The 26,320-nt window shown below is 56.1% G+C and carries 23 protein-coding genes; 10 read left to right on the forward strand and 13 right to left on the reverse strand.

The window, feature by feature from the left end; all coding sequences use genetic code 11:
• Positions 1–233 precede the first annotated feature (233 nt).
• Entirely contained in the window at positions 234–2,087 is a 1,854-nt protein-coding gene (locus BLV41_RS22900) for an RNA polymerase sigma factor (protein WP_074713812.1), read from the forward strand.
• An 845-nt stretch (positions 2,088–2,932) separates the two neighbouring features.
• Here the strand turns inward: BLV41_RS22900 and BLV41_RS21145 are convergent.
• From BLV41_RS21145 to BLV41_RS21175, 8 genes are all read right to left on the reverse strand, one after another.
• A complete protein-coding gene (locus tag BLV41_RS21145) occupies positions 2,933–3,970 on the reverse strand; it encodes a Gfo/Idh/MocA family protein (protein ID WP_074713813.1) in 1,038 nt (345 codons plus the stop codon).
• Positions 3,967–4,965, reverse strand: coding sequence for a Gfo/Idh/MocA family protein (locus BLV41_RS21150; protein ID WP_074713814.1), 999 nt, complete (start codon positions 4,963–4,965; stop codon positions 3,967–3,969). Before BLV41_RS21150 ends, BLV41_RS21145 begins: the two co-directional genes overlap by 4 nt.
• The gene (locus tag BLV41_RS21155) at positions 4,958–5,950 is read right to left on the reverse strand and encodes a Gfo/Idh/MocA family protein (protein WP_074713815.1); all 993 of its coding nucleotides are present in this window, start codon (positions 5,948–5,950) and stop codon (positions 4,958–4,960) included. Before BLV41_RS21155 ends, BLV41_RS21150 begins: the two co-directional genes overlap by 8 nt.
• Before the next feature lie 41 nt (positions 5,951–5,991).
• Positions 5,992–6,600, reverse strand: a complete 609-nt coding sequence (locus BLV41_RS21495; protein WP_139244551.1) for a hypothetical protein — start codon at positions 6,598–6,600, stop codon at positions 5,992–5,994.
• The gene (locus BLV41_RS21500) at positions 6,582–7,805 is read right to left on the reverse strand and encodes a family 20 glycosylhydrolase (protein ID WP_170835556.1); all 1,224 of its coding nucleotides are present in this window, start codon (positions 7,803–7,805) and stop codon (positions 6,582–6,584) included. Before BLV41_RS21500 ends, BLV41_RS21495 begins: the two co-directional genes overlap by 19 nt.
• A 41-nt stretch (positions 7,806–7,846) precedes the next feature.
• Entirely contained in the window at positions 7,847–8,722 is an 876-nt protein-coding gene (locus tag BLV41_RS21165) for a carbohydrate ABC transporter permease (protein ID WP_074713816.1), read from the reverse strand.
• Positions 8,719–9,573: a carbohydrate ABC transporter permease gene (locus BLV41_RS21170; protein ID WP_244517061.1), complete on the reverse strand. Its 855-nt coding sequence runs from the start codon at positions 9,571–9,573 to the stop codon at positions 8,719–8,721. The genes BLV41_RS21165 and BLV41_RS21170 overlap by 4 nt, the downstream gene beginning before the upstream one ends.
• A gap of 178 nt (positions 9,574–9,751) precedes the next feature.
• Complete coding sequence (locus tag BLV41_RS21175) at positions 9,752–11,026, reverse strand: extracellular solute-binding protein (RefSeq protein ID WP_211481682.1); 1,275 nt, start codon at positions 11,024–11,026, stop codon at positions 9,752–9,754.
• 421 nt (positions 11,027–11,447) lie between these two features.
• Between BLV41_RS21175 and BLV41_RS21180 the strand changes: the two genes are divergently transcribed.
• From BLV41_RS21180 to BLV41_RS21205, 6 genes are all read left to right on the forward strand, one after another.
• The gene (locus tag BLV41_RS21180; protein WP_083361045.1) at positions 11,448–12,653 is read left to right on the forward strand and encodes an ROK family protein; all 1,206 of its coding nucleotides are present in this window, start codon (positions 11,448–11,450) and stop codon (positions 12,651–12,653) included.
• 1 nt (position 12,654) lies between these two features.
• Positions 12,655–13,770, forward strand: coding sequence for a Gfo/Idh/MocA family protein (locus tag BLV41_RS21185; RefSeq protein WP_211481683.1), 1,116 nt, complete (start codon positions 12,655–12,657; stop codon positions 13,768–13,770).
• Entirely contained in the window at positions 13,767–14,852 is a 1,086-nt protein-coding gene (locus tag BLV41_RS21190; RefSeq protein WP_074713821.1) for a Gfo/Idh/MocA family protein, read from the forward strand. The genes BLV41_RS21185 and BLV41_RS21190 overlap by 4 nt, the downstream gene beginning before the upstream one ends.
• Before the next feature lie 6 nt (positions 14,853–14,858).
• Positions 14,859–15,605 carry a response regulator transcription factor gene (locus tag BLV41_RS23135; RefSeq protein ID WP_074713822.1) on the forward strand — a complete coding sequence of 249 codons (747 nt, stop codon included), beginning with the start codon at positions 14,859–14,861 and terminating at the stop codon, positions 15,603–15,605.
• Positions 15,606–15,770: 165 nt separating this feature from the next.
• Positions 15,771–16,793 carry a glutaminase A gene (gene glsA / locus BLV41_RS21200; protein ID WP_074713823.1) on the forward strand — a complete coding sequence of 341 codons (1,023 nt, stop codon included), beginning with the start codon at positions 15,771–15,773 and terminating at the stop codon, positions 16,791–16,793.
• Between the two features lie 16 nt (positions 16,794–16,809).
• Positions 16,810–18,411: an MFS transporter gene (locus BLV41_RS21205; RefSeq protein WP_244517062.1), complete on the forward strand. Its 1,602-nt coding sequence runs from the start codon at positions 16,810–16,812 to the stop codon at positions 18,409–18,411.
• Between the two features lie 229 nt (positions 18,412–18,640).
• Here BLV41_RS21205 and BLV41_RS21210 read toward each other — a convergent pair whose 3' ends face one another.
• Positions 18,641–19,168, reverse strand: coding sequence for a helix-turn-helix domain-containing protein (locus BLV41_RS21210; protein WP_074713825.1), 528 nt, complete (start codon positions 19,166–19,168; stop codon positions 18,641–18,643).
• A 172-nt stretch (positions 19,169–19,340) separates the two neighbouring features.
• A complete protein-coding gene (locus tag BLV41_RS21215) occupies positions 19,341–19,838 on the reverse strand; it encodes a hypothetical protein (RefSeq protein ID WP_074713826.1) in 498 nt (165 codons plus the stop codon).
• A gap of 637 nt (positions 19,839–20,475) precedes the next feature.
• Here BLV41_RS21215 and BLV41_RS21220 point away from each other — a divergent pair.
• From BLV41_RS21220 to BLV41_RS21230, 3 genes are all read left to right on the forward strand, one after another.
• On the forward strand, positions 20,476–21,345 hold the full coding sequence (locus BLV41_RS21220; RefSeq protein WP_170835557.1) for a cation efflux transmembrane domain-containing protein: 870 nt from the start codon (positions 20,476–20,478) through the stop codon (positions 21,343–21,345).
• Positions 21,346–21,544: 199 nt separating this feature from the next.
• A complete protein-coding gene (locus tag BLV41_RS21225; RefSeq protein ID WP_074713827.1) occupies positions 21,545–21,733 on the forward strand; it encodes a hypothetical protein in 189 nt (62 codons plus the stop codon).
• A gap of 233 nt (positions 21,734–21,966) precedes the next feature.
• The gene (locus tag BLV41_RS21230) at positions 21,967–22,809 is read left to right on the forward strand and encodes an SCO4651 family lipoprotein (RefSeq protein ID WP_483073316.1); all 843 of its coding nucleotides are present in this window, start codon (positions 21,967–21,969) and stop codon (positions 22,807–22,809) included.
• 263 nt (positions 22,810–23,072) lie between these two features.
• Here the strand turns inward: BLV41_RS21230 and BLV41_RS21235 are convergent, their stop codons facing one another.
• From BLV41_RS21235 to BLV41_RS21245, 3 genes are all read right to left on the reverse strand, one after another.
• The gene (locus tag BLV41_RS21235; RefSeq protein ID WP_244517063.1) at positions 23,073–24,272 is read right to left on the reverse strand and encodes an IS110 family RNA-guided transposase; all 1,200 of its coding nucleotides are present in this window, start codon (positions 24,270–24,272) and stop codon (positions 23,073–23,075) included.
• Between the two features lie 547 nt (positions 24,273–24,819).
• Positions 24,820–24,948 carry a hypothetical protein gene (locus BLV41_RS22905; protein ID WP_280138656.1) on the reverse strand — a complete coding sequence of 43 codons (129 nt, stop codon included), beginning with the start codon at positions 24,946–24,948 and terminating at the stop codon, positions 24,820–24,822.
• A 200-nt stretch (positions 24,949–25,148) separates the two neighbouring features.
• A complete protein-coding gene (locus BLV41_RS21245) occupies positions 25,149–25,928 on the reverse strand; it encodes a ParA family protein (protein WP_074713831.1) in 780 nt (259 codons plus the stop codon).
• Positions 25,929–26,320: the final 392 nt, after the last annotated feature.

Consider the following 26,320-nt stretch of genomic DNA (forward strand, 5'->3'; position numbering starts at 1 on the left):
AGCGGGCCACAAGCGCCCTCGTGGCGGCGATACTCGTTGAGGTGCTTGAGTCGCTCAGCCGTGCTAAATTAACTCGCTAGAGGTTGGTACCTGACGCCAAAGACCGACAGAACCCCGTCACAACGAATTTTCAACGATTCTTATGCTCTCATTCCTATTTTGAAGCGCCTGACACGGCGACCCCAATCCTGAGGCGACGTTTTTCAGGATCCTTTCTTACGAACGGCAACCCCATGGAAACGCAACTCCAACTAGCTGAAGAAGCTTCACCCAAGCCCTCAGACATTGAATTGGTCGAACGCACCCGCGCCGGAGACAATGAAGCCTTTGGCGAGCTCTGGGAACGCCACCGTCAGGCCGGATTACGGGCCGCCACCGCCCTCACCAGCGACTATGACCCGGAAGACCTGGTGCAGGAAGCCTTCCTGCGAATCCTCACCGCTATTCGCAACAATGCCGGGCCTCGTGACGTATTCCGGGCCTACCTCTACATGGTTCTGCGCTCGATCTCCATGAGCTGGAAATCTCCTCATGGCACCACGACAGAACTCGATTCTCTGGATTATGTTGCCGACCCGGCTGCCTCGTTTGAAAACCAGATCATCGACAAATCCATCACCGGCCGCGCCTTCGCAAGTCTCCGGCCCGAATGGCGCACTGTGCTTTGGTACTCCGAAGTCGAGGGCATGACCCCGCGGGACATTGCCCCGCTGCTCGGACTGACGGCCAGTACAGTCGCAGCCCTGACGTACCGTGCACGCGAGGGGCTGCGTGCGGCATGGCTACAAGCACATCTCAACGACACCAAGGCAGATAAGGATTGCCAATGGACTGTCGAGCGATTGGGTAAGTACAACCGCAAGTCGCTGAGTCAACGTAATCGAGACCGCGTTCAAGAACACCTGACTACCTGCATCAAATGCTCCATTATGGTCGAAGAACTCGATCATGTTGGACGCAACCTCGGCATCGTTTTGCTGCCGCTTTTTCTTGGCCCGTCCGCCCTCGGCATGACGAACGTCGCCGCACTAGGGACTATCGGGGCGCCCGTGGCAGGAGTATCAGCGATAGGTTCGGGAGCGAGCCACCTTTTAAAGCGTTCCCAGATAAGATTTGGCTTCCTCGGCGCTGCCGTTGCTGTCGCTGGGATCGTTGTTGCCGCAGTAGCCATGACCCCCGTAGCCAACGACACCGCGGCCGGACCACAGATGACCGCTACTCCGGCCCCGTCAGGGACCAATCCCCCCACACAGGCCCCAGCTCCGCCAGCCGCACGGAAAGCCGTGACTCCCCAGACACAGCACGAAACTGGCACGACAGTGACGGATCCCCTCGTGATTCCTCCAGCAGCGGTTGTCGCTCTTGTCCAACTGCCAGCGGCCGAACCCGAAATCACCAGCCCTGTTGCCGTACAAGTACCGTCCATTTTACCGACCCCCACTCCAAGCCAGACACCCACCCCAACCTCGGCTCCGATCGTGAAGTCAACACCGAGTCCGTCACCTACCCCTTCAATGACACCGTCCGCGCCCCCCTCCCCCACGCCGTCGCCATCGGTTCCACCGGAAGTGTTGGCGAAGCCCGTGATCGTTTCGACTGTGGATCGGGGTCTGTTCCTGCCGCTTCTCAGTGGCACCGGCAACTCCGGCGCGACTGTCCACCTACTGGCAGACGGAAAGGAAGTAGCCGCGGTCATCGTCGATGCTGCCGGTACGTGGTCGGTGACACCAGAAGCCATCCCAGGACCCGGCGGAACCACGCAGTTCACCGCCTACCAAACCCTGAACACTCTCACCTCTGCAACCACAGCTCCCACGACGCCCCTACAGTTGCAAACACCCACGATCATTTCCCTGAACACCGCCGACAGAGTACATCAGATCACGTTCGAGGGCCCGGCAGGCTCCCTTGTAGAGGCAGTCTTGGACGGCACACCAACAGGAAATTTCCACCCAATGAACGGCCAACCGGTCACGCGTGATCTACCATCTCTCACATCAGGAAATCACACCCTCGGATTGCGATTCGTCGATACGTCCAAGGGGCTCCACGGGGCAACGATCACTGCGACCCTCGTGGTGCCCTAGGAGCAAACCACGCCTAGCCTCCGGCCAGTAGTGCTTCCTCCAATCCAAGTACATGGTGGTCAGCAAGACAACTGAGGCCGACGGGGCCAGTACCGAACCCAACGCCGCACTCTGTATCCGTCAAGCATGTTCGATAGCACGACAGTTGGCCTGACAGTCTTCCTGGCCAGCCTGCCGATCAAGGAGTGCGCACAAACATACGTCCAAGTCCCGCCGACAAGCCCACCCCAGGACATTTGCATGAAATAAGGTCTGGGGACCGTGAAGGGACAGAACTTCCCCGTTGGAACCCTGCAAGTCCGGGCTACCGCATCAGGCTCGGGTATCGGGACTGCGACTATGGCACCGAAAGCCACTCCCCGGCGGAGACAACTGCTTATGGAGTCGAGACCGTGCCAGCCACGGAAACTTCTAGTCCCGCCGTATCGACTCCTGCCAAGACCTCGACGCCCCTAGCGCCACTGAAACCACGTCGACTGGGGCCGAGACTACGCGAGCCACACGTCCAGCTGTTACGTCTCCGACAACGGCCCACGTCGCTAGACCCCCATCCAGGGAGGCTGTCCGTAACTTCAACCGCAACAACCGATAGCTAGGAGCAGGTTTATGCGGGCACAAACGGCAATCCATTAATCATCGATGCAGGTGTTTTGCTCCGGGCAGGCGCTGCTTTCATGGCCCTCGGCGGAGGCCGGATCCGGCGACACTAAAACGTAACGGGCGACGCTCAAAAAGGGGCGAGGTAGAACTAACTTTCCGCAAATCAACGAAGAAGGCCCTGCTGGACTACCGGCAGGGCCTTCTTTATGCGTGCGCAGGAGAAGCAAAGAATCCTCAGCTGCGTTTTACGGCGACGATAAAACAGTCTCTCCTGATGCCGCCGACTCTTGGGCGGCTTTCACAATTCGCAATGTTCTCAGCCCAACTTCGGCGGATGGTTGTGGTTGTCTGTCCTCCACAATGGACGACAGGAATTCGTCGACTAGTTCGTCGATGGCTGAGGGGCCAAAGTCGAGCCAAAATTCTTGGTTGCCAATCTGGTCGTAGCCCCCCAAATGCTGAACGGATGTGTCAATCTCTGCGATGCCATGTGTTCCGACGACTTGGAGTGTCAGTGCACCCCAATTTGGTGCCGAATCTGCTTGGCTCCATGAGCTGTCGATAGTTGCGACTACGCCATTCGCATATTTGATATTGACCAGTGCGCCTGTTTCAGTGATTACCTCTGGTTTATCGGCATGGAGGATTTCGTTGGTTACGGCGTATATCTTGGCGGGCTCGTCTTGATCGAGGAGTACGTCTAGTAAATCCACGACATGGACGGCAAGGTCGATCAATGATCCGCCACCGGCAAGGGCGGGATCGATGAACCATGAGTGGGGGCCCGTGGGTACTTTCCCAATATTTGCACCTGTAACCCCGACGATGGCTCCGATCTCACCTCTAGATACGACACTCTGAAGTTCTTTGAACATGGGGGAAAAACGGATCGGAAACGCTGTCATCAGCTTGGCGCCAGTGGTCCTGCATGCTTCAATCATGGCTTTGGCATCTTCAATTTCTGTTGCCAACGGCTTTTCACAGAGCACATTGAGGCCGGCTGCTGCGGCGAGTTCTACGGCTTCTCGGTGGCGGGTATTTTCGTTGCAAACGACTACCGCATCCAAGCCCAAACCCACCAATTCAGTATACGTTTCCACATATCCCACCCCGAGTTGCACAGCCATTTCGGCACCCCGGGGCTCATCACTGAGGGTGGTTAGCGAGTCAGGGTCGGCAGCCCAGATGTCTACGTCGCCACGACGGAGCAGGCTTTGGATGTAGGCGCCGGAATGTGGGTGAGCGAAGGACATGATGCCCACTCTGAAGCGTTTTTGAGTCATGCGAGCTCTCCTTCGTTCAGGACTGTTATGGGGTTACCAGATTTAATTGATTGACTTACTGCGCTAGCAATTTCTACCGCTTTGAGGCCATCGTGCGATTCGACGCTTGAGGCTGATCCGAGGGTGATTCGGTGGAAGAAATTGCTCAACTCGTGTAAGTACGGACTATTTGTGGCATCGATCTTGGGCAGATGAGTGTCACTTGTTGGAGCTGCCGAGCGGGCACCGCCGTCAAGTCTGATTCCTGTTGATGTCCGTGAATCGAATTCCAAGTTTCCTCTGCTGCCAGCGACCTGAAATGTGTAGGCGAACTCAGTTGTTGGGGATCCCCAGAAACTGCGGCAATGCGAGATGGCGCCGGATTCATGGGTGAGTAGTGCATGCGCGGTGGTTACAGCCCCAGTTTCCGTGGTGACTTGGTTTTCACTGCCGTGCACCGTTGTCACTGGCCCTGCCAACCAAATGGCTTGGTCGATGTCGTGGATCATTTGGTCCAAGACGATACCGCCGGATTCATTGTCATCAGCAAACCACCCGGCTGTCGGAAACGCGCCAGTTCGGCTGAATCGGAGCACGGCCAGTTGCCCGAGGCGCCCGGCCACGATTGCCTGTTGTGCCTTTACGTATTCCGGGAAGTAACGGACCACATGGGCCGGCAGCAGATGCCGACCTCGTTCGCGGGCCAAGTTCACAAGCTGTCTGGCCTCATCCACGGTACGCGCCAACGGCTTCTCGCAGATGACGTCGCAGTTGGCGTTGAGTGCAGCCCTGGCGATTGCTGAATGGCTCGCCGTCGGTGTGCATATGTCGACGACGTCAACTCCCGCGAGCATCTCTGGAAGCGATGCGACAGCTGTCCCACCATATGCGTCGGCAAGCTCCTGCGCAGCACTTGATGCGAAGACGACTAGGTCAACGCCGATTTTTGACCATGCCGCAGCGTGGACACGGGCAATCGTTCCTGCCCCGATGAGTCCGACACGAAGTTCAGGCATTGCCTGACCTCAGCAGGGGTGAAATCGTGTTTGCCTCGTGCATTCGATATATGGCATCGACCACCGTCAGCCCCACGAGTCCGTCGAAGGCACCCGTGCGAGCCGGCAAACCGTAGCGGACAGATTCCAAGAACGCCTCAACTTCTCGGGCAAATCGATCGCCAGTGGGCACATGGATTGTATCGACGGAACCATCGGCTGATTCGAAAACGATCTCGCCTTCCTTGTCGTAGTCGAAGGTCAATCGTCCTGCCGATCCCCCTACGGACACTGTCGAGGTGCCGTTGGGCAATTTCCAAGAACAATCGATGGTGCCAATGACATCGCTAATGGAGCGGAGCCCAATGGTTGCCGTGTGTTCGACCGCAAGGTCGGACTCCCCCAACACTGTCGACATAGTCCCTGATGCAGCAATGATTTCACCACACAAATACCTGAACACGTCGATCGAGTGGATCGCGGTGTCGATGATGACGCCACCCCCAGCCAGTTCCTTGCGTCCAAACCATCGATTTTCAATACCATCTTGATGGCTTGAATATGAGTTGTAAAACGTTCGTACCTCTCCGATCTTGCCCCCAGCGACTAACTCCTGGATGCTTTCGAGTTCCGGTTGGAAGCGCTGGCAGTATCCAGTTGCAAATACGATGCCGGAGCCCTGAGTGAGTACGTAGATCGCCTCAGCATCTTCCAAGGTGTGCGCCATGGGCTTCTCGCACAGGATGTTAATCCCGGCAGCTACGGCCTCCTCCACCAGTTCCCGATGCGTAAATGGCGGAGTGCAGATGCTAATTGCGTCTGGTCGATCCTTTGAACTGATGAGCTCAGAAAGACTCGAGTACGCGGCGACTCCATGCATCTTGGCGAAGTCCTCGGCCGAAGCGGCCAACGGTTCAACGACAGCGAGCAGATTGGCGCCAATGGAACGGTAGGCGTTGGCGTGTGTGGAGCCGATCCCGCCGCCACCGATAATCGCAACTTTCATGTTAACTAAATTCCCTTACTCTTGGTTCGACAAATTTGGTATCACTCCAGGAAGCAAGCGCGAGCAGTTAGCGCGTGTTTCAATGGATCGAGCCTTGCAATACTGTTACTGAGGCCGCCAGGTCGCGAGGAAAGAAGCCATGCCTCGCGCTGGGATTCCAGGACAGTGTCGAGCTCTGACGATAACTGCTGCGCAACTTGAACGTCCGCCAAGTTGGGGTCCCGAGTAAGCAATCTGCTCTCGAGTAATTTCACCGCCAGAAGGGAGAGCCTAATGGCTTGGGTGATCTCCGCGATGATCGCAGGACCGTCTTGGCTTGCCGGACGTGTCAGCTTCAGGTCTTCCAGCGATTCCCGAAGAGTCTCGCGGGCAGCGGCAAGGGCTGCCGCGGCCGGGTATCGGCGTTCAGCCATTGATTCAGCTTGCAGTAGGACAAGGAAAAGCGGACTCCCATTGAGCATAGGCACGTTGAGTTGCTCCGTCACGCTGCCAAGAGCGACGAGTATTTTGCCGATCAACACTGATTCGTCATCGAAGACCCTTTTGCTCAGGACTTCGGCTAGATCTATGTCCCGATTGGGCTCAAGCACCCAGCTGACTGCGCCTCCATAGAGGATTGGTGCGTAGGCGATCACTGGCGGATCGAACATGCCGTTATCCCCCACGCAGTATTGAGGTACCCGGTCGACTGTTGTGTGATTCCTAGCTCGGCGGCATCAATCATGTTCTCTTTGGCGTTCTGGAGCCTGCCAAGAATGGAAAGCCATGTGCTGGTCCCCGGTGCAACCCAGAAGGGCGCACCGGCGGCAACGAGGGCTTTTGCGCGGTCGGTGAAGTCTTTTGTCAGGTTTTCAGGCCCGTACCCATGTGCGGCCAATTGGGTCCACTCTTCCTCCCCCATATTGGCGATGGTGTCTTGGACGAGAGTTGGGGAATCATAGTGCCAGACAATTGGCATGGTGCCCTTGGGAATTCGGCTCATCAATTCTGGGTAGGTGCCGAGAATGTCCGCCCAAAATTCCACTGTGTAGTCGCGTTCGACCCACGGCGCCATGACTTCTGTGACGTAGTCGAGATAGACGGTTGCCAAACCCTCCTTTTCAGCACGGGATTTACTGACGCCGGTGCCCAGTTCCCATGTCTCGTCTGCTCCGATGTTGAGCCGGTTGGAACGGAAGTTGGGGGTCAGTTCCTCAAGTAGTTCCGTTACAAAGGCGGCGTTGTCAGATGTGGGGGCCAATGTTGATGGCGCCAGGAACTCATTTCCAATCTGGATCCCCGACTGGTTTTCGGCACGAGGAAGGTATTGCTCGATCGCCAGCCACCGTTCCCAATGACCGAAGGTGTTTTGATTCGGAACCAGTTCAATTCCATGCGATGCACACAAATCGTCAAGCCACCGGACGTCTTGCGGAGTTAGCGGGGACGCGTCACGCCAAACTTTTTCATGTCCTCTGTAGGCGAAGGTGTGCTCAGTGTAGATTTCGAGATGGTTGATGCGGGCCAGGTCGAGAATCTTCACGAGTCTGGCAAGACTGGCCCGAGTAGGGACTCGATCCCGGCTCACATCGAGCATGAAGCCCCGGTGCGTGAAGTCTGGCCAATCCTCGATGTGAACAGCGACTTGCTGTTGGCGAGGTTGCGCACGCAACTGGTCTAGGGTTTGCATTCCATAGCGGAGTCCCGCCGCGTCAGAGAAGGCCAGCAGGATACCTTTATCTGAATAGTCCAGACGATACCCCTGCGAGGCTAGTGTGGCATCCTGCGTTACGGAGATTGAAGTGTTCGCAGCTGCTCCGGCCCCTCCGATGGTTTCAACTTTCCTCGGGCGTGGAAACAGAGAAGTTTCAGTCATAACGGGTTCCTTGAGAAGTGCTGTGTGGGTATTTATCATTTTCATCCCTTGACGGCCCCTGCAGTCATGCCCGTGGACATTTTGTTCTGGACAATGATGAACAAGATGATAACTGGAACCGCAATCAGGGTAGAACCGGCCATGACTCCACCCCAGTCTGTGCCTCGCAACGATGTTTGAAAGCCTTGGAGCCACACTGGCAATGTGACGGCTGTTCCGGAAGAGAGCACCACGAGCGCCAATGTGTATTCGTTCCAGGCAGCGAGGAAAGCGAAGACACCTGTTGCCACCATTCCGGGACCGAGCAAGGGAAAGGTGACTCGGAAGAAGGCACCAACCTTGCTGCACCCATCGACCATGGCGGCCTCTTCAAGTTCAATCGGAACCCCGTCAACGAATCCCTTGAGCATCCAGACGGTGAACGGCAACACCGAACCTACATAAAGAAGCGACAAGCCGGCCACCGTATTGAGCAGGTCGACGGCGCCAAGCATACGAAATTGCGAGATAAACAGTGCATCGGCCGGAATCATCTGCACGACAAGAACTGCGACGATCATGCTTGTCCGTCCACGAAAGCGAAAACGGCTCAGTGTGACCGCAGCCAGCGTGGCTGACAGCAAGGCAACAACGACGGCGATCAGTGTGACTTGCATGCTCATGGCCATCGACGACCAGAACGAGGAGTCCGAGAGCACCTTGGCAAAGGAGTCGAAAGTCGGCGCAAAGGGAAACAGAGTTGGCGGGCTAGAACGTAGCTGGTCAGGCGCAGCGAGGGCGGTATTGATCATCCAGTAAAGTGGGAATGCCCAAACCAGTCCCACACCAATGGCAATCAGGCTGGCAATCGTTCGGCCGCTTATTCTTGGCCCGATCCTGCGGCGTGAATTTAGCCGGGTTTTTTGTAGGACAGTCATGCTGTGATGTCTCCTTGCCGGGAAAGTATACGGACGTAGCGCCAGGTGATGACGAGCACCATGGCCAACATGAGCATCGCAAGTGCGGATGCCATCCCGTAATTTCCACCGCCTATGCCCAGCTGATATACGTAAGTACCCAACACATTGGTATCGCTCGAGTTCCCGGCATTTGCCTGCAGAACCTTGATTTGGGTAAAGACTCGCAGGTCCCAAATAATCTGCAGGATGGCCAGTAGGACCAGGACTGGTTTGATCAAGGGCAGAACAACTTCGATAAGTTGTCTGTAGAGACCAGCACCATCCAATTGAGCCGCTTCAACGATTTCGGTATCAACTTGAGTTAAAGCCGCATACGTGGCCAGCGCTACTAATGGCACACTGGCCCAAATGATGACCGAAGCGGCAACCGCATAGAACGTCAGTGTGCTTGCCTGTAGCCAGTTGAAGTTCGCCATTCCGGTGAATCCGATGGATGACAAGGCCCAATTAACAAGCCCAAACCGGGCGTCGATGAACCACTGCCAAACGACGAGTGCCGCTATCGCCGGCATCGCCCACGCCAGCACGAGGGCTGACTGCAGCACAAGCCTCGCCCCCGACCAGATACGCTGCATGAGAACCGCCATGCCGACGCCGATCAGCAATGTCAAGGAGGCACACACTGCACAAAGGGCCAACGACCTAGCCGTGACAATCCAAAAATAGCTATCGGTAAGAATTGATGCGTAATTGGACAAACCGACCCATGGAGCCGACTGGCCAAACTGTTGGGCCATCCCGAATTCCTGAAGTGACATGATCAGCTGCTGAACCAGCGGATATCCCAAAGCAATCGCCACTAATGTCACGGGCAAAGCGATGAGCAAATATGGTGTCATCCGCGACTTTGGCCCCCGGCCAATGTTCGAGTGTTTGCCGTTCGAAGTTGCCAAGGGTGATGGCTTGCCAGCTAGCCGCTTCGAGTGTGATCTCTTACCGTCGGTGGACTCCGACGGGGCCACCATAGAGGCAGCCCCGCCGTCATCCCTACTTATTGAGGATGTCATTGAGCTTCGCGTCAGTTTCTTTCGCTACCGCAGTTACGTCTTCACCTTTGGCGATGCGTGTCCAAAAGTCGGTAGAGAATCCTGCACTGTCTGCCACGCCCCATGCTGGGGTAGCAGGAGTGAGGCGCGATGCTGCTGCCGCTTCTGTGGAAGCTGCAGATGAAAGACCCGTGAGGGCCGCAGCATAGGAGAGGTTCCCCGGAATCCAGGAACCATCCGAAGCCAAATACGATTGGAAAGTTTCGCTGAATATCAGCTTCATGGCTTCTTGTGAAAGCTTCTGGTTTGGAGACATCGCGGAGATGCCAATGTTTGACCCGCCTGCAAACGTCATTCCAGCTGTTCCCGGCGTCTTGCCTGGCAGCGACATCACGCCAACCTGGTCATTTTTCCACATCGCAGGTGAGATGAGCTGTTCGGTCGAATTCAAAGCTGAGAGGAAGCCAATCTTTCCAGCGTTGAACAGATCTGGGGCACCGTTGACACCTTCAATGGAATCACTGGCATAGGTTGTTGCGTTCAGGGAGAGATCCTGGACCTGCTTCAGCCCTTCCAACGATTCCTGCGTCGACAGCTGACCCACCCATTTGCCGCCAGCATCCTGAGAGGCGTAATTACCACCGTTTGTGAACAACCACCCCTCTTGGGTGTGATAGTCGACTGCGGGCAGGTAGATGCCGGTGAAGTTGGGTGTCTTCTCAGGATTCGCCTTATTGAGCGCCACCGCGGCAAGGTTCAGCTCTGCCATCGTCGTAGGCACAGCGATGTTGGCCTTCTTGAGCAGGTCCTTGCGGTAGTAGATGACCCGCGAGCCCTGATAGAACGGGGTGGCATAGAATTTTCCGTCCCATGAGCCTGCCGCTACCCCGCCTTGAACCAGGTTCTTGCCACCGAGGTCTTCGTAAATCCCGTCAAGTGCCGAGAAGGCACCCACAGAGGTGAAAGTGGACGCTCCGGTGTTTCCTACCTCGACGATGTCCGGCGTCTCAGTCTTGGACGGCAGACTGGTCTGAAGTTTGGCGACAATTCCTGTCCAGGGCTGCCTTTCAACCTTCAGGGTCGATCCCTCGTGCTCCTGCGCGAAAGTTGTTTCAAGCCACGTGGCCGCTGCAGCTGGAACGGAATCACCCATGACCCAAACGCGGAGGTTCGCCGTATCGGGTTCAGCAGCCGAGGGCGTGTTTCCCGTTCCGCATGCGGAAACTGTCAATAGCGCTGCAACTCCCAGCGCCAAGATTTGTGTTCGACTACTCATTTTCATGGTGTGTCTTTCGTCTAAAGTGGGTGGGCACTCGCCCGGAGGAACGGTGACCAGGCTAGTTCTGCTGTCCTCAACATCCCTTGGGAACGTCATTTCTTCATACGCCCAAGTCCCCGCCAGTGGTAATCCACTACCTATGGCTCCCTGAGCGATCAACATTTGAGGAAGATCGCTTAGATTACCTAGTTTCATTTGTACGCAACTACCGGAGCTTACATCCAGTGAGCTGGGCCACTTGAAGTATTGCACCCTCCTTTAGTAACGTCAAGAGCAAGAGTCTACTTCCGCTCAAAACTAGGCAAACATGAGTCAATTTTAATAGGTAACCGTCTTAATTAACTAGCGCCGGATCAAGCGAAATACTCTTTGCGCTCGAGTTTCGATACCAACTTTCATATCTGCTATATTGTGAGTCATGCGCTGCTCGACCTACGAGACGCCGAGAATGGCAAGGAGAAACATGAACATGGCCGGACCTGCGAGCATCAGACATGCCAACGCCTTGACCTGCATCCACGTGTTGCGAACAGCAATTGGCGCACTATCGATCAGTGATGTGGTGCAGCGGACCGGGCTGTCGCGACCAACAGTGGACTCTGTCATGGCGGCATTTGAAGAGCGAAATTTAGTTTCGGCCGCGGCAAGTGACGCAGTCACTGCTTCGGGTGGCCGGCCTGCTCGCCGTTTCCTCTTCGAAGCAAATAGTTCCGTGGTTGCTGGCGTCGACGCTGGCTCCCGGAACATCAAAGTGCTCATTGCAAATTTGCAAGGTTGCATTCTTGGACAGGCGCATCGCAGGATCATGGCGAGCATTAGTGCAGTCCAGCGCGTGGACGCCGTCATTGAAACAATCCGAGATGCCCTCGCAGCCGCTGATGTCCCGGCCTCGAAGCTACGGGTCGCTTGCATCGGAGTGCCTGGCATCGTCGGATTCGATGGCCGCATCTCAAATAGTTACATCGTGCCTGAATGGAACGGGACCGACGTTGCCAAACGCATTGGTGCGGCTTTTGACTGTCACGCGTTTTTGGAAAACGACATCAATCTTGCAGCGTTTGCTGAGCACCATCTTGGGGCATCGCAGCTCGTCGAGAACACTTTGTACCTCCAAGTAGGCAATACAATTTCGCTTTCACTGACCTTCAACGGAAAGATCCACCAAGGGTTCCATAGGAGTGCCGGCGAAGTCGGTAGTTTGCGTGGAATGCGCTGGACCGGCAGTTCTGTTGACGGTTTACTTTCCTGGACATCTGCGCCCACAGCTGTCCAAGTTTTTGACCAAGCGCAATCTGGAGACAACGTTTCCCTCGAAGAGATTAAGCAACTGACAAGGGACATCGCACCTCGGATTGCCACCATAAGTCTTGCCTTTGACCCTGACCTCATTGTCGTCGGTGGAGGACTCTCACGATCCGGCGAGTTCTTTGTCGAACTGTTGCGCGAAGAGATCCACAGACTAATAATGATCGATGCCAAGCCAACCCTCGCCGCCTCTGCACTCGGCGCAGACGGCACGACATATGGTGCAGTTGCGCTAGTTTTTCACAAGTCTGCGACCGAGCTATTCGGCATGGGCGATGTGCCGGTTCCAGAAATTTCTTTCTCTGAAAACCGCTTCTGACATGGTCAGTTGTTCACGACGCCGCAGCCCACTTCGTTCGTATGTTGTTCGTCAAATTCTGGAAAGAGCATTCACCATGGTGACCCCTAATGCAGCCCCAACCGTCAGAAAACCGTTGACTGTTGGCCTCATCGGTGCAGGAATGATTTCTCACGCGCATGCCCGCGCATGGCAGGCGATCGGCGCTACATTACTCATCCATGCCGAAAAAGGAGCCCCTGAAGTCGCATCGCGATACTCCATCCAACAAGTCAAGTCATACGATGAAATCCTGCAAAGGGTCGACGCCGTCGATCTTGCTACCCCTTCCTACACCCACAAGGACCTTGCCCTCGAAGCGATAAGGGCAGATAAACATGTCATCTGCGAAAAGCCGCTAGGCCTAACCACGGCCGATGCCGTCCACGTCAGTAATGCTGCCAACAATGCTGGCGTGCAGCTACATCCGGCCCACGTTGTCAGATACACGGCGCCCTACCTCGCTGCTCATCGCGCTACCCAAAAGGGCCGCCTGGGAAAAATCGCAGTCGCCAGATATTTCCGCAACGTCTCACGACCGGCCCCTGAGTCATGGTTTCGCAATGAAGATCTCTCCGGCGGGATCATCATGGATCTCATGATCCATGACCTGGATCAAGCCCTGTGGAACTGCGGTCCAGCGGAGAGTATCTATGCCGTCCAGAATCCTCAAACTGTCGCCGGCCGCGTTCCCGAAGTCACATCGGCTCATGTCACTATCAAGCACGAAGGCGGGGCAATATCCAGTATCCGAGCAACCTGGGGGCCACTGAAGACGCGCTTCTCAACTGGATTCTCCATTGCGGGCGACAAAGGAACTCTCAGCTACTCGTCGGACAAAGACCTCACCATTACCGGCGAAATACAACGCTCCGGTGGCGCAAATTTCGAGAATCCAAAGGCTCCCCAATTTGAAAGTCCACATCTACTGGCTTTGCGAGAATTCGAGCAAGCCATACGGGGCGGCCCGCAACCTCGAGTAACTGCACGGGACGGAATTGCAGCCGTTCAATTAGTCCAGGCCGCCCGGCTCTCACTAGCGACAGGGCAGGCTGAAGAGGTAGCCGCGAACTTCCCTGTTGAGAAATTTGCATCATGAACACACAACGGCCAATCAAAATTGCCATCGCCTCTTTTGCCCACGAACACGCCCTCAGTTACGCATCGATCCTGTCGAGAATGCCAGGCATTGAAATATTGACAGCTGACCCTGACGGTGCACTGGCCACCGATGGCGCCACGAGGGGGTCAGAGTTAGCACACCAGATGGGTCTCAACTACGTCGACGACTATAGCGACCTACTCGCTTGGCAACCCGACGCAGTCATAGTAACCAGCGAAAATTCTCGTCACCGAGAACTAGTCGAACGCGCTGCAGGAGCGGGCGCACACATTCTATGTGAGAAGCCAATCGCCACGGAAATCAAAGATGCCGAGGCAATGGTGGCGGCGTGCCGCGACGCTGGAGCAATACTCATGATCGCCTATCCGGTGCGCTTCTCTCCCGCATTTGCATCCCTAAAGAACCACCTAGCAGCCGGCCATTTGGGGGAACCGATTTCAGTATCCGGAACCAACAACGGAAAAATACCTAGCACCTCTCGCGGCTGGTTCACTGACCAAGAGCTGGCAGGCGGTGGCGCACTCATCGACCACATCGTGCATTGCGCTGACCTTATCGATTCAATGACCGACGGAGAACAACCCCTTAGTGTCTACGCTGTCGCAAATACGATCCTCCACGCTGATAAAAACATCAGCGTGGAAACCGGCGGATTAGTCACGATCACCTATGAAAGCGGCCTCATCGCTTCAATTGACTGTTCATGGAGCCTCCCCGACTCCGCAGCGACCTGGGGTAGCTTGACGTTGCAGGTCGTCGGTACGAAAGGAACGATCGAAATAGAACCATTTACTGAGAGCATCTCAGGAATTGGTGCCGACGGCCCCCTCCATGTCACCAGCTCACCCAATCTGGACCGTCTTCTGCTCGCCGAATTTATTTCGGCAGTTCGCCATTCTGGCAGGGCCGTCTTTGGCTCAACCCCAAAAATCTCGGCCCAGCCCGACGGGGGCGTTGGCATTCGAACTCTAAAGATCGTTGCCGCCGCAAGAACGTCCGCGAAGAATCACCAACCAGTGTTGATCTCACAATTGAACGCACCTCACCCAGCAGTTTAGGGCGGCATGCAACCATCGCCCATTCGAATCCTCCTCGCCGATAGCGACTATTTGGTATGCAAGGGACTCGAGAGTCTCCTTGCTGAATCTCGGGAAGTTAGCCTCGAAGAAGTTAGCTCCACTGGCAACGAAGCCATCGATGCAGCACAAAGGCTCAACCCTGATCTGGTCCTCATGGAATCTCAACTACGCAATGTATCCAGTGTGGAAGCCACCCAACATATTTTGGCCTCTGTACCAAGCACCAAAGTTGTGATGTTCTCATCCGTTTGCGATCTCAAAACTATGACGCGGGCCCATTCTGCGGGAGCATCCAGCTATCTGTCTAAATGTTCCATTAGGACCGACTTAGCAGCGGCGTTACGGATGATCTACGCAGGGAATGTGATCTACGCGAAACCGACCGACGCGGTGACTTTCCCTAGACAGTCAGACAACGAAAGTAAACTCGCTGCCCACCTTTTGATGTCAACCTCTTCACGAGACAAACGACTCATCTCAGCCCTAGTAGGAGGAAATACCAACAAGCAAATTTCTGCCCTCCTGCACGTCAGTCCAGCCACGGTGAAGGGCGATCTAGTCAAAATCATGGAACGGCTCAACGTCATCAACCGCGTCCAGCTAGCAGTGTTGGCAGTCCATTCTGGACTCCTCGACGATCCTGCACCAGATTCCCAGCCGAACGGATCGCTACGAACGGCGAACATACTCCCTATACCAAATAAGAGCCAGCAACTAACCAGGTACCCATAACCCCCAAAGCCTTGCGACACAACAGTAAAGATTGTCCCTATTGTGAATTCTGAAAGCCTTGTGCACACCGGTTGGCGCATGTGAGTCGAAATGTATCAGCCGAGCCTGCCAGCGGCCTCCCTTCTGTATAGGATCGAGTTCTGATTCGTGACTTAGGGGGAGTTTGTGTTGGATGTGAACATTGATGGCGTTGAGCAGGCGGTCTCCACAGGAAGTCTTCCCGAGTGGGGGCGCGTTGATGATCTCGTTGTGGCAGCCCACGAGCGCAACAGCACCTGCCAGGACGGGTCCGTGGCGGACTACATCCCGGAGCTGGCGCAGGCTGATCCAGAGTTGTTCGGCGTCTGTGTGGTGGATGTTGACGGTGGGGAACATGCAGCTGGTGATGCGGCTGCTGAGTTCTCGATCCAGTCAATTTCCAAGGCTTTCGTCTATGCACTTGTGTGCGAGGAGTTCGGTCATCAGGCCATCGCTGACTTGGTTGGCGTGAACAACACGGGGCTGGCGTTCAATTCGGTCATTGCCATTGAGCTAAATGATGGCCACCCCATGAATCCGATGGTCAATGCCGGTGCACTGGCCACCACGGCCCTTATGCGCGGGTTGACAGCTGCCGATCAGTGGGAAGCCATCAAGTCGGGCCTGTCCAGTTTCGCCGGGCGTGAACTGGAACTGGACCAGGTCGTTTATCGTTCCGAGGCTGCGACGAACACGCGCAACCGCGCCATCGCAGGCCTGCTCGAAAGCTATGGAAGGATCAAACGGCCACCTCTGGAAGTCGTGGACGTGTACACGAAGCAGTGTTCGCTGCGTGTCAGCGCCCGAGACTTGGCCGTCATGGCAGCCACCCTTGCCGACGGTGGCGTCAATCCGGTTACCGGTGTCCGCGTTGTCTCCGCCCAGGTGTGCCGCGACACCCTCGCCGTCCTGGCCGCCAACGGCCTCTATGAACGTTCCGGTGAATGGTTGTTCGAGATCGGTCTGCCTGGAAAATCCGGGGTTGCTGGGGGCCTGATCACCATCGCGCCTGGCAAAGCGGGCATAGGAACCTTCTCACCCAGATTGGACCAGGCCGGCAACAGCGTACGTGGACAACAAGCAACCGCCTACCTCTCCCGCGTCCTCGGCCTGAACATCTTCGCCTCGGCCGCCAAACAACCGAAGGACAACACCCTCAATGTCGACTAAAACTCAGCCTACGTCCGTGAGGGAACCGAGAGTCTCCTGGGTACCCATGGTCGGACTCTTCCTGGCCCAGGTCCTCATGTCATTCAACGTTGCTGCATTGCCCGTGTCACTCGGGGGCATGGTTCAGGACTTTAGCGCCGCACCCACCACCGTCAGTACAGTAATTGTTACGTATGGGCTGGTCGTAGCGGCCCTTGTCATGGTGGGTGCGAAACTGGGCCAGCGCATCGGATGGGTCGTCATCTTCCGCGTCGTCGTGGCGCTCTTCGCAGTTTCGGCCCTGATGATGATCTTCGCCCCCACCATTGGGTGGGCGATTGCGGCTCAGGCCTTCGCGGGCGCTTCGGCCGCGATTATTGTCCCTTCCCTAGTTGCACTGATCGCCGAAAACTATCACGGCACCCAACAAGCAACGGCGATCGGTTCACTGGGTTCAGCCCGTGCACTCTCGGGAGTCAGCGCCTTCCTGATCGGAGGGACGCTAGGAACACTAGTGGGCTGGAGACCAGTATTTGGCATCGTCCTACTCCTTGCCGTGACAGTTTTCATTTTCAGCTTCCGACTCCACGCCGACAGAGGCAATCCTTCGGTCAAGATCGACATCGTAGGGGCCGCGCTCATCGGCGCAGGAATCATCTCCCTCACCTTGGGCTTCAACAACTTCAACGCCTGGGGACCACTTCTTGCGACCACAAACGCACCCTTCAATATCCTGGGGCTTTCCCCCGCACCACTACTCGTCGTAGCAGGAATTATTCTGGGCCAAGGTTTCTTTGTCTGGACGAGGCGACAGACAAAAAACGGCAAAGAACCCCTAGTCAGTTTGGCGGTCCTGGGCTCCTCGTCTGAACGCGCAGCCGTCTACGCGATGTTCATTGTCGTTTCCCTGGAAGCAGCATTGAACTTTACTGTTCCCCTCTACATCCAGATCGTTCAAGGCAGAACCCCTTTCGACACTGCACTCGCGATGATGCCGTTCAACCTGACCGTTTTCATCACCGCCACACTCGTCGTGCGCTTCTACAACCGATTCGCCCCACGCACCATCGCCGTATTCTCATTCATCCTCACCACAGTTGCCCTGGCGTGGCTGGCCCTAGTTGTCAACAACAATTGGGAGACACTGCCAACCATTCTCGGCTTGTTTGTCTTCGGCGTCGGACAAGGCGCTTTGGTCACACTCGTCTTCAATGTCCTAGTCACCGCCGCGCCGAAGGAACTCGCAGGAGACGTCGGCTCTATTCGAGGAACAACCCAAAACCTCGCCGGCGCTGTTGGCACTGCCCTCGCCGGGGCAATGTTGGTGACAATACTCGGACTCAGCATCGGCCAAGCAACACTCAATAATGTCGACCTTCCACCATCACTAGTCGCCCAAGTGGACCTAGACAACGTTAACTTCATCAGCAACGACGACCTCCGCGAAACACTGACCCAAACAACAGCGACGGAGACCCAAATTGAATCGGCCGTCGCCATCAACACAGATGCCCGTCTCAGCACCCTGAAGATAGGCCTTCTCATCCTCGCGTCCCTCAGCGCCATCGCCATCCTGCCCGCCAGCCGCCTACCAAAATACCTACCCCACGAAATCCCCGACCCCCAACCCACCCGATAGGAACCGGCATGGTTCCATGAGTCTGGAATGTTCGCGTTGTCGCGGGTCATATAACTGAGAGCGTCCCAAGTAGCAAGGTCATAACAGGGTCAATTACCTGTACCTGCGGCTGTCAGGCATACGCAGCCTGAGTGGGGTGCCATGTAACAAAGTGAAAAATTGTATGTTAGTGATGCTATGCGGGAATGGAAGAATCGTGATTGGTCCTGTCATAGCTCCCAGAAATCAGTTATTCAAAGGTGAGCTTGTAGCGGTCTTCCGGGACGACTTCCGTACCAGTTTGCGGCTGGTGCTGACTCAGAAGCTCGCTTTCCCAGCTGTAGCGAAGACCGGTGCCGTCTTCGAGAATCACGAACACTGTGTTGTTTCGTGCGTAAAACTGGGTACTTAAAGTTTCGCCCGGGAACTTGTCTGCCAATGCTGCGCTTAACCGCTCGGTCTTAACAGCCCAGGGGGTCCCGATGGGCCTTCCGCCCACGGCCTTCCAGGCAACATCCGCGAACATCAGTGTTTCGTCCGCGCGCGGGTCATCACTGAGCAATACGGGCTTTGGCCCGGCTTTGATGATGCGGTTGACTTGGCTCCTGCTCTCGCCTAGTTCCGCGGCGATTTTCCGGACGCTGAGACCACGCGTTGTCAACAAGTGCACTACGTCTTTGAGGACCAAGGCCCGGGCCGCGTCAGCCTGTCTGATGGACTGCCAAGCGATGACAGCTTGGTCGTTGGTGATTTCCTTGAACTCTCTTCGCTGTCCCATGCCGGGACAGTATCACGTGCATCCCACGCGGGGACACACGTCAATCTAATCGGATCCCCTTTGGTGACCAGAATCCGCCCTGCCACAATCAGGTGATTGTGGCAGGGCGGATTCAAGAACTGTGTATCGGCTTGAATCAGACCCATATTCAGACTCACTGGCGTGGTTGTGACTATTGGGAATCCCGCTTGGCTTGCCTCTGTGCGTTGGCGGCTTGTGAGGAAGCCTGTATTTTTTGTGCCCCCGGAGATGTCTTGTGCATGGGAGTCGTTCCTGGGCCAACCCCTCCCGTGCCGGGGATTTTCGAGGTTTCGGGCCCCGACGACTTTCCTGCGCGAGCGCGTTCGAGGCGTTCGGCCTTCAGTGCCTCGTAGGTTTCCTGAGCTGTGGCGGCCAGGCGCAGGCTGACTCGAGACAGGGCTTCCTCAAAGACTTCCGCACGCTGGGCGGCCTTACCATGGCGTGGCCGTGAGGCTCCCCGGGCACCTTCCTCCGCAACCCCAGCAGCAGCTCGTCTGCGGTAGTTCTTTGTGTGCTTGTTGCGGGCACGTCGCACCCGCTTGTGTAGGGCCAGCAGTTCATCTTCGTCCAGCAGGCCCATGCGCTCGATTTCAACCTCACGGATCAAATCAAGTTCAGCATCTTTCAATATTCCTGTGAGCGTTTCCATGTTCGGATGGTCCATTCAAGAGCGGAATAATGCTTCGTATTGGTGACCATATGCTACAACGATGACCTACACAAGGAAACGGCAAAAGCCATAACATTCACGCATTACAGAGCGTGCCCCTAGGGCCTGGAACGCATTCGTCAGGTCCAGGTTCATTCTCGTTTGGCCGTCTCTCACTACGGTCTGCAAGCGAGGCACTTTTGGTTTCGAGACCAGAACTTAAACGTGTGGCTACTCCTGGATCGCGCGACCTTGGGGAGTCAACAGGTGATGGAATTAACGCCGCGCCAGTAGTGGGAATGTTCTGGCCACTCCACGGTTCAACTCCTTTCCTCGTGAAGAGAAGGGCCGGAGTTGTCCCAGCGCAATTATTGGAGCGGGAGAGGTAACTCTAAAGATCTGTCAGGGCGAATTGTTCGCTGTGCTTCATGCCCTGTCGGTAATCCGCCCACTTGCTTTCCGCTTGCACTGCCGTTGCCACACCGAAACTAGAAGAAATCCATCCCCTTGACTGGCAAGTGCCACACAGCAAAACTGAACCCACAGGGTGTGAGTCGTTACTCGGAAAACCTACGGGAGGATGCCTCGGATGCTGGCTGACCGAAATGCAGCATTTGTTCGTGCAGAAAGGCACGCTTTGCTTTCTTCATTGTGGACCTCTGTTGCAATAGCAGCTGTAGCGCTCCTCTTGGGAATCGTCTCCGGCACCAGAATCATACTCTTTGACGGCGCTTACATAGGAGTCGGGCTTATCCTCACATGGATTTCCTTGGGGGCAGCCTCGGCCTCATCTGCCGGGCCAAGCACCCGTTTTCCATTTGGCCGCGCCGCTCTCACTCCTCTGGTGGTTCTACTTCAAGGGCTTGCGATTGCGGGGACCTTGTTGTTCGCGGCCGCGGACGCCGTGGTCATTATCCGCGACGGCGGGTCGCCAGTCAGTCCGATGATAATCGGCATCTACGGGGCCTCCACCGCTGCCGCGGGATTTCTAGTTGCCCGATGGGTACGTCGCCAAGCTCCGTCCTCGGACCTCGTTTCAGCTGAAGTGTCCCAATGGCGGGCAGGGGCCGCTCTCAGCGTCATGATGATGGTCGGTGCCGCAGCGGCCGCAATCCTCCAGACAGCTGGCTTGAACCTAGTGGCACTCTACATCGATCCCATTCTTGTCTTGGTCGCCTCGGCAATCGTCGCAATCATCCCCCTTCGAATGATCACGACAGGCCTGAACGAGTTGCTCGAGGGAGCCCCGCCACAGGAAATCACTGTCGCTGTAGCCCAAGCGGTGGAGTCTGTCCGCAGGAGATTTGTTCTACCGCTGCCACTAATTCGCACCGGGAAAGTTGGCCGAAAACTCTATGTGGAGGTTGACTTCATCGTGCCGGGGTCCGATTGGAGTGTTGGCGATGAAGACTCCGTTCGACGGGGAGTGATTACCGCACTCGAGCCCTTGGGGCTTGACATCTGGGCGGTTGTCTCTCTGACTGCCGATCCGAGCCTGACCGAATGAGACCGCCGATGGCGCCCAGCGATGGGGCTGGGCAACAGGATCGCCGCGCCCCCGCAGGTCTCGACGGGCCCAAGGGCTTCATAAAAAAGCCAGTCCCCGCCTCCGGAGCGGGAACTGGGGAGCATCCGCACGTGACTGCAGACGCGTCGTCCTAAGGATTGGTACGAGACGGCGTCACGAATGATTGGCGGTCCCTGCAGTGTCCACCGCCGCGGACAGTACCGCGGACAGTGCCGAGATCGGCCCCTTCAATGTGCTCAAGGATCTGGGACAGTTTGTTGTTACGCCTGACATCACAGGCATCAACCCTATGCTCATCCTGGGGACCAACGGTACAGCGGTTGGCGTCAAACGCCGTTCAGTTCCCACTCACCGACACACGCGATAAACACGGGCCAAAAATTCCGGGACATCGTCGGAGCCCCAAGAAGCAGGTCTACCAGCGGGGGCCTGCTGATGAGAATTTCTAACCGCTGATCGACTAAGAATTCCTATCCAACTACCGTCATAATTCCTCGACGATACACTCCCAAGTAGATGAGAGGCATGTTTCCCGAAATGGTCATCTCTCCCTTCATCACTGCGTCTTCAACTACTGAGTATTTTCCCTTGAGCGAAATCATGACTCATTTTCAAATCACATTCACGAAGAAGCGAACCCTCAGAATCACGGCTATCTTCCTTGTCGCACCAGCCTTGGCATTGGGCGGGTGCTCCTCCCCTCCAGCGGAAAACTCCACCGCATCGCAGAGTTCTTCTGCGACTATGGCAGCGGCTGAAGCTGGGGCCCCTAAGGACGCCGCTAGCCTGGCAATAACCGTTCAAGAGGCAACGAAAAAACTGACAACACTCACCTTCACCTCAGAGATGTCGGTTGCCGGCCAGGTCATTTCCGGAAGCGGTCAACAGAAGATGTCCGGCGGCAAGGTTGAAACAGCAAAGATCAGCCAGAAAATGGGTGACATGGGACAGATCGACATGATCATCGTGGACGGCAAGGTCTTCATCAAGCTCCCGGCGGCCATGCTGCTCGGCACTGCGGAGCAGCCCTGGGTTGAGGTCGATGAAGCGAGCAGCAACCCGGCCATCGCCGCGATGTGGACGAGCCTGAAGCCGACCTTGGAGTCGTCGCCCGTCGACACGTACTCGGATTTCATCCAGGCCACGTCATCGGTCACCCTTGTTGGTCCCGAGACAGTGGACGGCGTAAAGACAAACCACTACAAGGTGGATGTTGACCCGAGCAAGTTGCCCGCCGACAGCCAGGAGAAGGCTCAGCTCGAAGCTGCCGGGCTCACTTCCATTCCCACCGAAATGTGGATTGATGAGTCCGGACGCCCGGTCAAGCTCACCCAGAAGATGGACGTTCAGGGTCAGGGACTTTCAACGACCATGACGTTCAGCGACTACGGCTCACCAGTGTATATCACGGCGCCGCCAGCGGGAGAAATCAGCCCCAGCTAGAACATATCGAGCCCAAGCCCACAAAGAAGCCCCGAGGAACCTTTGCGGGTTCAATCGGTCGTCGCACTAGAGGTTTTACTGGTTCCGATAGTAGCTGTTTCATTGTTTGCCCGGGGGGTCTTTCCACTCAGGATCCTGGGGGGTGTCCCTATGTTTTTCGTCAAGGGGTTGGACGGATTTTCTTCAAGGTTTCTTGTTGCAATGATTTTGGGCAGGAGTCGATGACTGGCGGTCTGGGTCCGCCAGCGGCTGCTTGGTGGTGATCAGGTTGTTTTCGGGGTTGGTGCTTCGTAGAAGGTGCCGTCGCGGAGCATCGCGAAGAGTACGTCGCAGCGTCGCCGGGCGAGGGCGATCAGCGCTTGGTTGTGTCGTTTACCCTCGGAGCGTTTTCGGTCGTAGTAGGCCCGTGAGAGCGGGTCTTTCAGTGCCGCGAACGCGGAGAGGAAGAATACCCGTTTGAGGGACTTGTTGCCCTTCTTGGAGGGGTGATCTCCGCGGATCGAGGTCCCGGAGCGCCACGTCACCGGGGCCAGGCCGGCGTAGGAAGCGAGGTGCCCGGCGGTCTTGAATTCTTTTCCCGCGACCTCGGTGATGATGCGGGCTTCCGTCCTGACCCCGACCGCTGGTATGGAAGTCAGGACGAGGTGAAGAGGGTGGGCCTCCACGAGGGATTCAACCTGGGCAAGGAGCTCATCGCGGGCTGTGCGCAGCTGCTTGAGCATGGCCGCGAGTTGGGGCAGGACGACTCCTGCCGCCCCGGTGCCAGCAACGACCACGGTCTGCTGATCTAGGGCGGTGAAGATCTCGGTAGCCCAACCTTTCCCGGCCCGCGGCGCATGTTTTGTCAGCAGGGTCGTGACACGGCTCAAGCCGGCTTTGCGGAGCCTGTCCGGGGACGGGTACTTGATCAGTAATTCGGCCATGGCCGGGTGATCCAGGTGCTTTCCGATGACCCGTTCTAGGGCTGGGTGGATCTGAGTTAACAACCCTCGGATCCGGTTCGAGGTGGCGGTGGCCTGCTTTGCTAGGTCGTCATCGAAACCGCACAACATCGACAGCTCTGCGGCTTGCTCGTCAGCGACCACGATGGAACGAAGGGTGTGCGGCAGGGATCTTGCTGCTTCAGCAATGATGGCCGCGTCGCGGGCGTCAGTCTTGGCCTCGCCCGGGTGCAGGTCAGCTATGCGGCGCATCGCTAGCCCGGGAATATAGCCGACCATGATGCCCTCAGCCTGGGCCACGGCCACCGGCAAGGCACCAATGGTCGAGGGCTGATCAACGACCAACAACACGGAGCCTTTGCCTGCCACTGCCTTGATAATGGTGCGGAGTTTAGTCTCGTCCTGAGGCAGTGCCCGGTCGAGAAGTTTTTTACCCGTACGGTCGATAGCGACCGCGTGGTGATCGCTCTTGCCGACGTCAACACCGATGAATATATCGATGTCCTCGTGGTTCTTGATCAATGCAAACCTCCCAGAATTTGTGAGTCTGAAATTCAGTGTTGGCATGTCCTGCGGCGGCAAGGCTCGGCATCCACGTTACGGCTGACCTGCACGTTGGTCCTCGTGCTGGTCCGGTCCCCATTAGCGATCCCCTGGCGCCTATCGAATCTCGGTGACAACACCCCCCGGATTATTGATAACTGGGGGACTTAATCATGCCGGGACCGACAGGCCAACAACCCCAATTCTTACTCTTTAAGGGGCTGCTAAAAAGGTAACGGGGGCGGGCCGAACGTTGAGCCCGGCGGCGACTTCCAACAACCAATTCCGTGAATACACAGACAAATCCGTACCCATGTGACACGCCTGGCGCAGGGGTGGAATAGACCCTGAAACTTGGACTGATTAATTTGATTCCATACGTCCGCGACGGACACAGCGTGCTCTACTTTCGAAGTCCACTTGGATCCGCTTTATTGGGAGCAGTCGAGCTGGAGTAGCGCCTCCGCACTTCGCCCAGGCATCCAATCTAATGGACGAGTATGCAAATAATTACGTCTTGACAGATTTATTCCTTCAGAAGCCTGTCTCGGATAGCTTCGTCCAAGAATGCAACAACCGTCATTCCGCGTTCGTTCAGGTACCTGTCGAGCTCATCGCGGAGACTAATCTCAATCTTTGAGGAGAAAGGTTCCATTCGTCGTTTGGACCTCGGCCGCCCAGGGCCCGGTCTTGTCTCGTAAACGATGGGTGCTGGCTCAAGACTCTTTGATTGTGTGTGCAGGAAAGCTACCCCTCCCCCACCGGCCCCAGCGGCATCGGCGGACTGCTGGGTCAGTGCTTCTACCACGTCAGCCTGAGGTGCTTTGCGAATCGAAGACTTTCTTTCAACGGGGGTCATTTTTTCACTCCATCCAATCGGCGGGCATGTTCTACAAACTTTTCTGTGAGTGCGGCTGCGCCTCGACTGGACAACTTGGTAAGCGGAACTCTCGAGCTAACCGAATCTTGCATCGCCGTTCGGTGGGGCAAAAGCGGCATAGCCACATCGTCGCCGTACTCACCTTGCAGTTCACCAATTTGGTACGCATGCTCACCCGTCAGGGGTGAGCTTGTTTTGTTGATGACTATCCCTGCGAACTCCAACGCTGGGTTGAGGTGCGGCAACGACTGAACCTTTTTGACCGTGTCCATGAACTCGGTAACCCCTTTGACTGCAAAGGCGGTCGGTTCAGTGACAATAAGGGCCCTATCGGCCCAGATCAGACCATTCAGTGTCAGACGACCAAGAGCGGGCGGCAAATCAATAAGGATGTGGTCATATTCATCGAGTTCCGGGGCGTTCCATGCCGCAGTTTTAAGTCGGAGCTCGGGTGTCATAAGGACTTCAGATTCAATCCGTGAAAGGGATTCTGATCCCGATACGGCATCAACCCCTGCCCAGGATGTTGAGACTATGGCTTGGCCGAGAGTTCCCGCTTCACCGCCGTAAAGGACGTCGAATATGTCAAACTCCCCCTCTGCTTCCAGCGCCGTGGTTGCGTTGGATTGCGGATCAAGATCTACAACCAGGACTCGTCTCCCGATTAGCGCTAGACCCATTGCCAGTCCCAGGGTGACAGATGTCTTTCCGACGCCACCTTTTCGATTGCCTATTGCTGTCACTGTCGGTGTCATCTAGTTCTCCTTTTATAGCGTCAAGCCATCATGACAGAATGTTAGACGTACGTCAATCAATCTGTCATGACATAATTATTTAAATCCAAACAATCCTGCTTTTTCTCGAGAACTACACCAAGGAACAACGACACATAAGTGTCGAGGCAAACTTTGCCCACGACGCGACCCTCACCTTGACACGGTCTCCGCCTGACCAGACGATCGCTAATATATGTCTATCAATCCACCAATCCATCATGACATAATTATTTAAATCCAAACAATCCTGCTTTTTCTCGAGAACTACACCAAGGAACAACGACACATAAGTGTCGAGGCAAACTTTGCCCACGACGCGACCCTCACCTTGACACGGTCTCCGCCTGACCAGACGATCGCTAATATATGTC

Origin of the sequence: Arthrobacter alpinus (genome assembly GCF_900105965.1) — a bacterium.
GTDB classification, from domain to species: domain Bacteria; phylum Actinomycetota; class Actinomycetes; order Actinomycetales; family Micrococcaceae; genus Specibacter; species Specibacter alpinus.

Coding starts and splice junctions, on each gene's coding strand:
- BLV41_RS22900 (WP_074713812.1), top strand. CDS start 234: ATGGAAACGCAACTCCAACTAGCTGAAGAAGCTTCACCCAAGCCCTCA.
- BLV41_RS21145 (WP_074713813.1), bottom strand. CDS start 3,970: ATGACTCAAAAACGCTTCAGAGTGGGCATCATGTCCTTCGCTCACCCA.
- BLV41_RS21150 (WP_074713814.1), bottom strand. CDS start 4,965: ATGCCTGAACTTCGTGTCGGACTCATCGGGGCAGGAACGATTGCCCGT.
- BLV41_RS21155 (WP_074713815.1), bottom strand. CDS start 5,950: ATGAAAGTTGCGATTATCGGTGGCGGCGGGATCGGCTCCACACACGCC.
- BLV41_RS21495 (WP_139244551.1), bottom strand. CDS start 6,600: ATGTTCGATCCGCCAGTGATCGCCTACGCACCAATCCTCTATGGAGGC.
- BLV41_RS21500 (WP_170835556.1), bottom strand. CDS start 7,805: ATGACTGAAACTTCTCTGTTTCCACGCCCGAGGAAAGTTGAAACCATC.
- BLV41_RS21165 (WP_074713816.1), bottom strand. CDS start 8,722: ATGACTGTCCTACAAAAAACCCGGCTAAATTCACGCCGCAGGATCGGG.
- BLV41_RS21175 (WP_211481682.1), bottom strand. CDS start 11,026: ATGAGTAGTCGAACACAAATCTTGGCGCTGGGAGTTGCAGCGCTATTG.
- BLV41_RS21180 (WP_083361045.1), top strand. CDS start 11,448: ATGCGCTGCTCGACCTACGAGACGCCGAGAATGGCAAGGAGAAACATG.
- BLV41_RS21185 (WP_211481683.1), top strand. CDS start 12,655: ATGGTCAGTTGTTCACGACGCCGCAGCCCACTTCGTTCGTATGTTGTT.
- BLV41_RS21190 (WP_074713821.1), top strand. CDS start 13,767: ATGAACACACAACGGCCAATCAAAATTGCCATCGCCTCTTTTGCCCAC.
- BLV41_RS23135 (WP_074713822.1), top strand. CDS start 14,859: ATGCAACCATCGCCCATTCGAATCCTCCTCGCCGATAGCGACTATTTG.
- BLV41_RS21210 (WP_074713825.1), bottom strand. CDS start 19,168: ATGGGACAGCGAAGAGAGTTCAAGGAAATCACCAACGACCAAGCTGTC.
- BLV41_RS21215 (WP_074713826.1), bottom strand. CDS start 19,838: ATGGAAACGCTCACAGGAATATTGAAAGATGCTGAACTTGATTTGATC.
- BLV41_RS21230 (WP_483073316.1), top strand. CDS start 21,967: ATGACTCATTTTCAAATCACATTCACGAAGAAGCGAACCCTCAGAATC.
- BLV41_RS22905 (WP_280138656.1), bottom strand. CDS start 24,948: ATGGAACCTTTCTCCTCAAAGATTGAGATTAGTCTCCGCGATGAGCTC.
- BLV41_RS21245 (WP_074713831.1), bottom strand. CDS start 25,928: ATGACACCGACAGTGACAGCAATAGGCAATCGAAAAGGTGGCGTCGGA.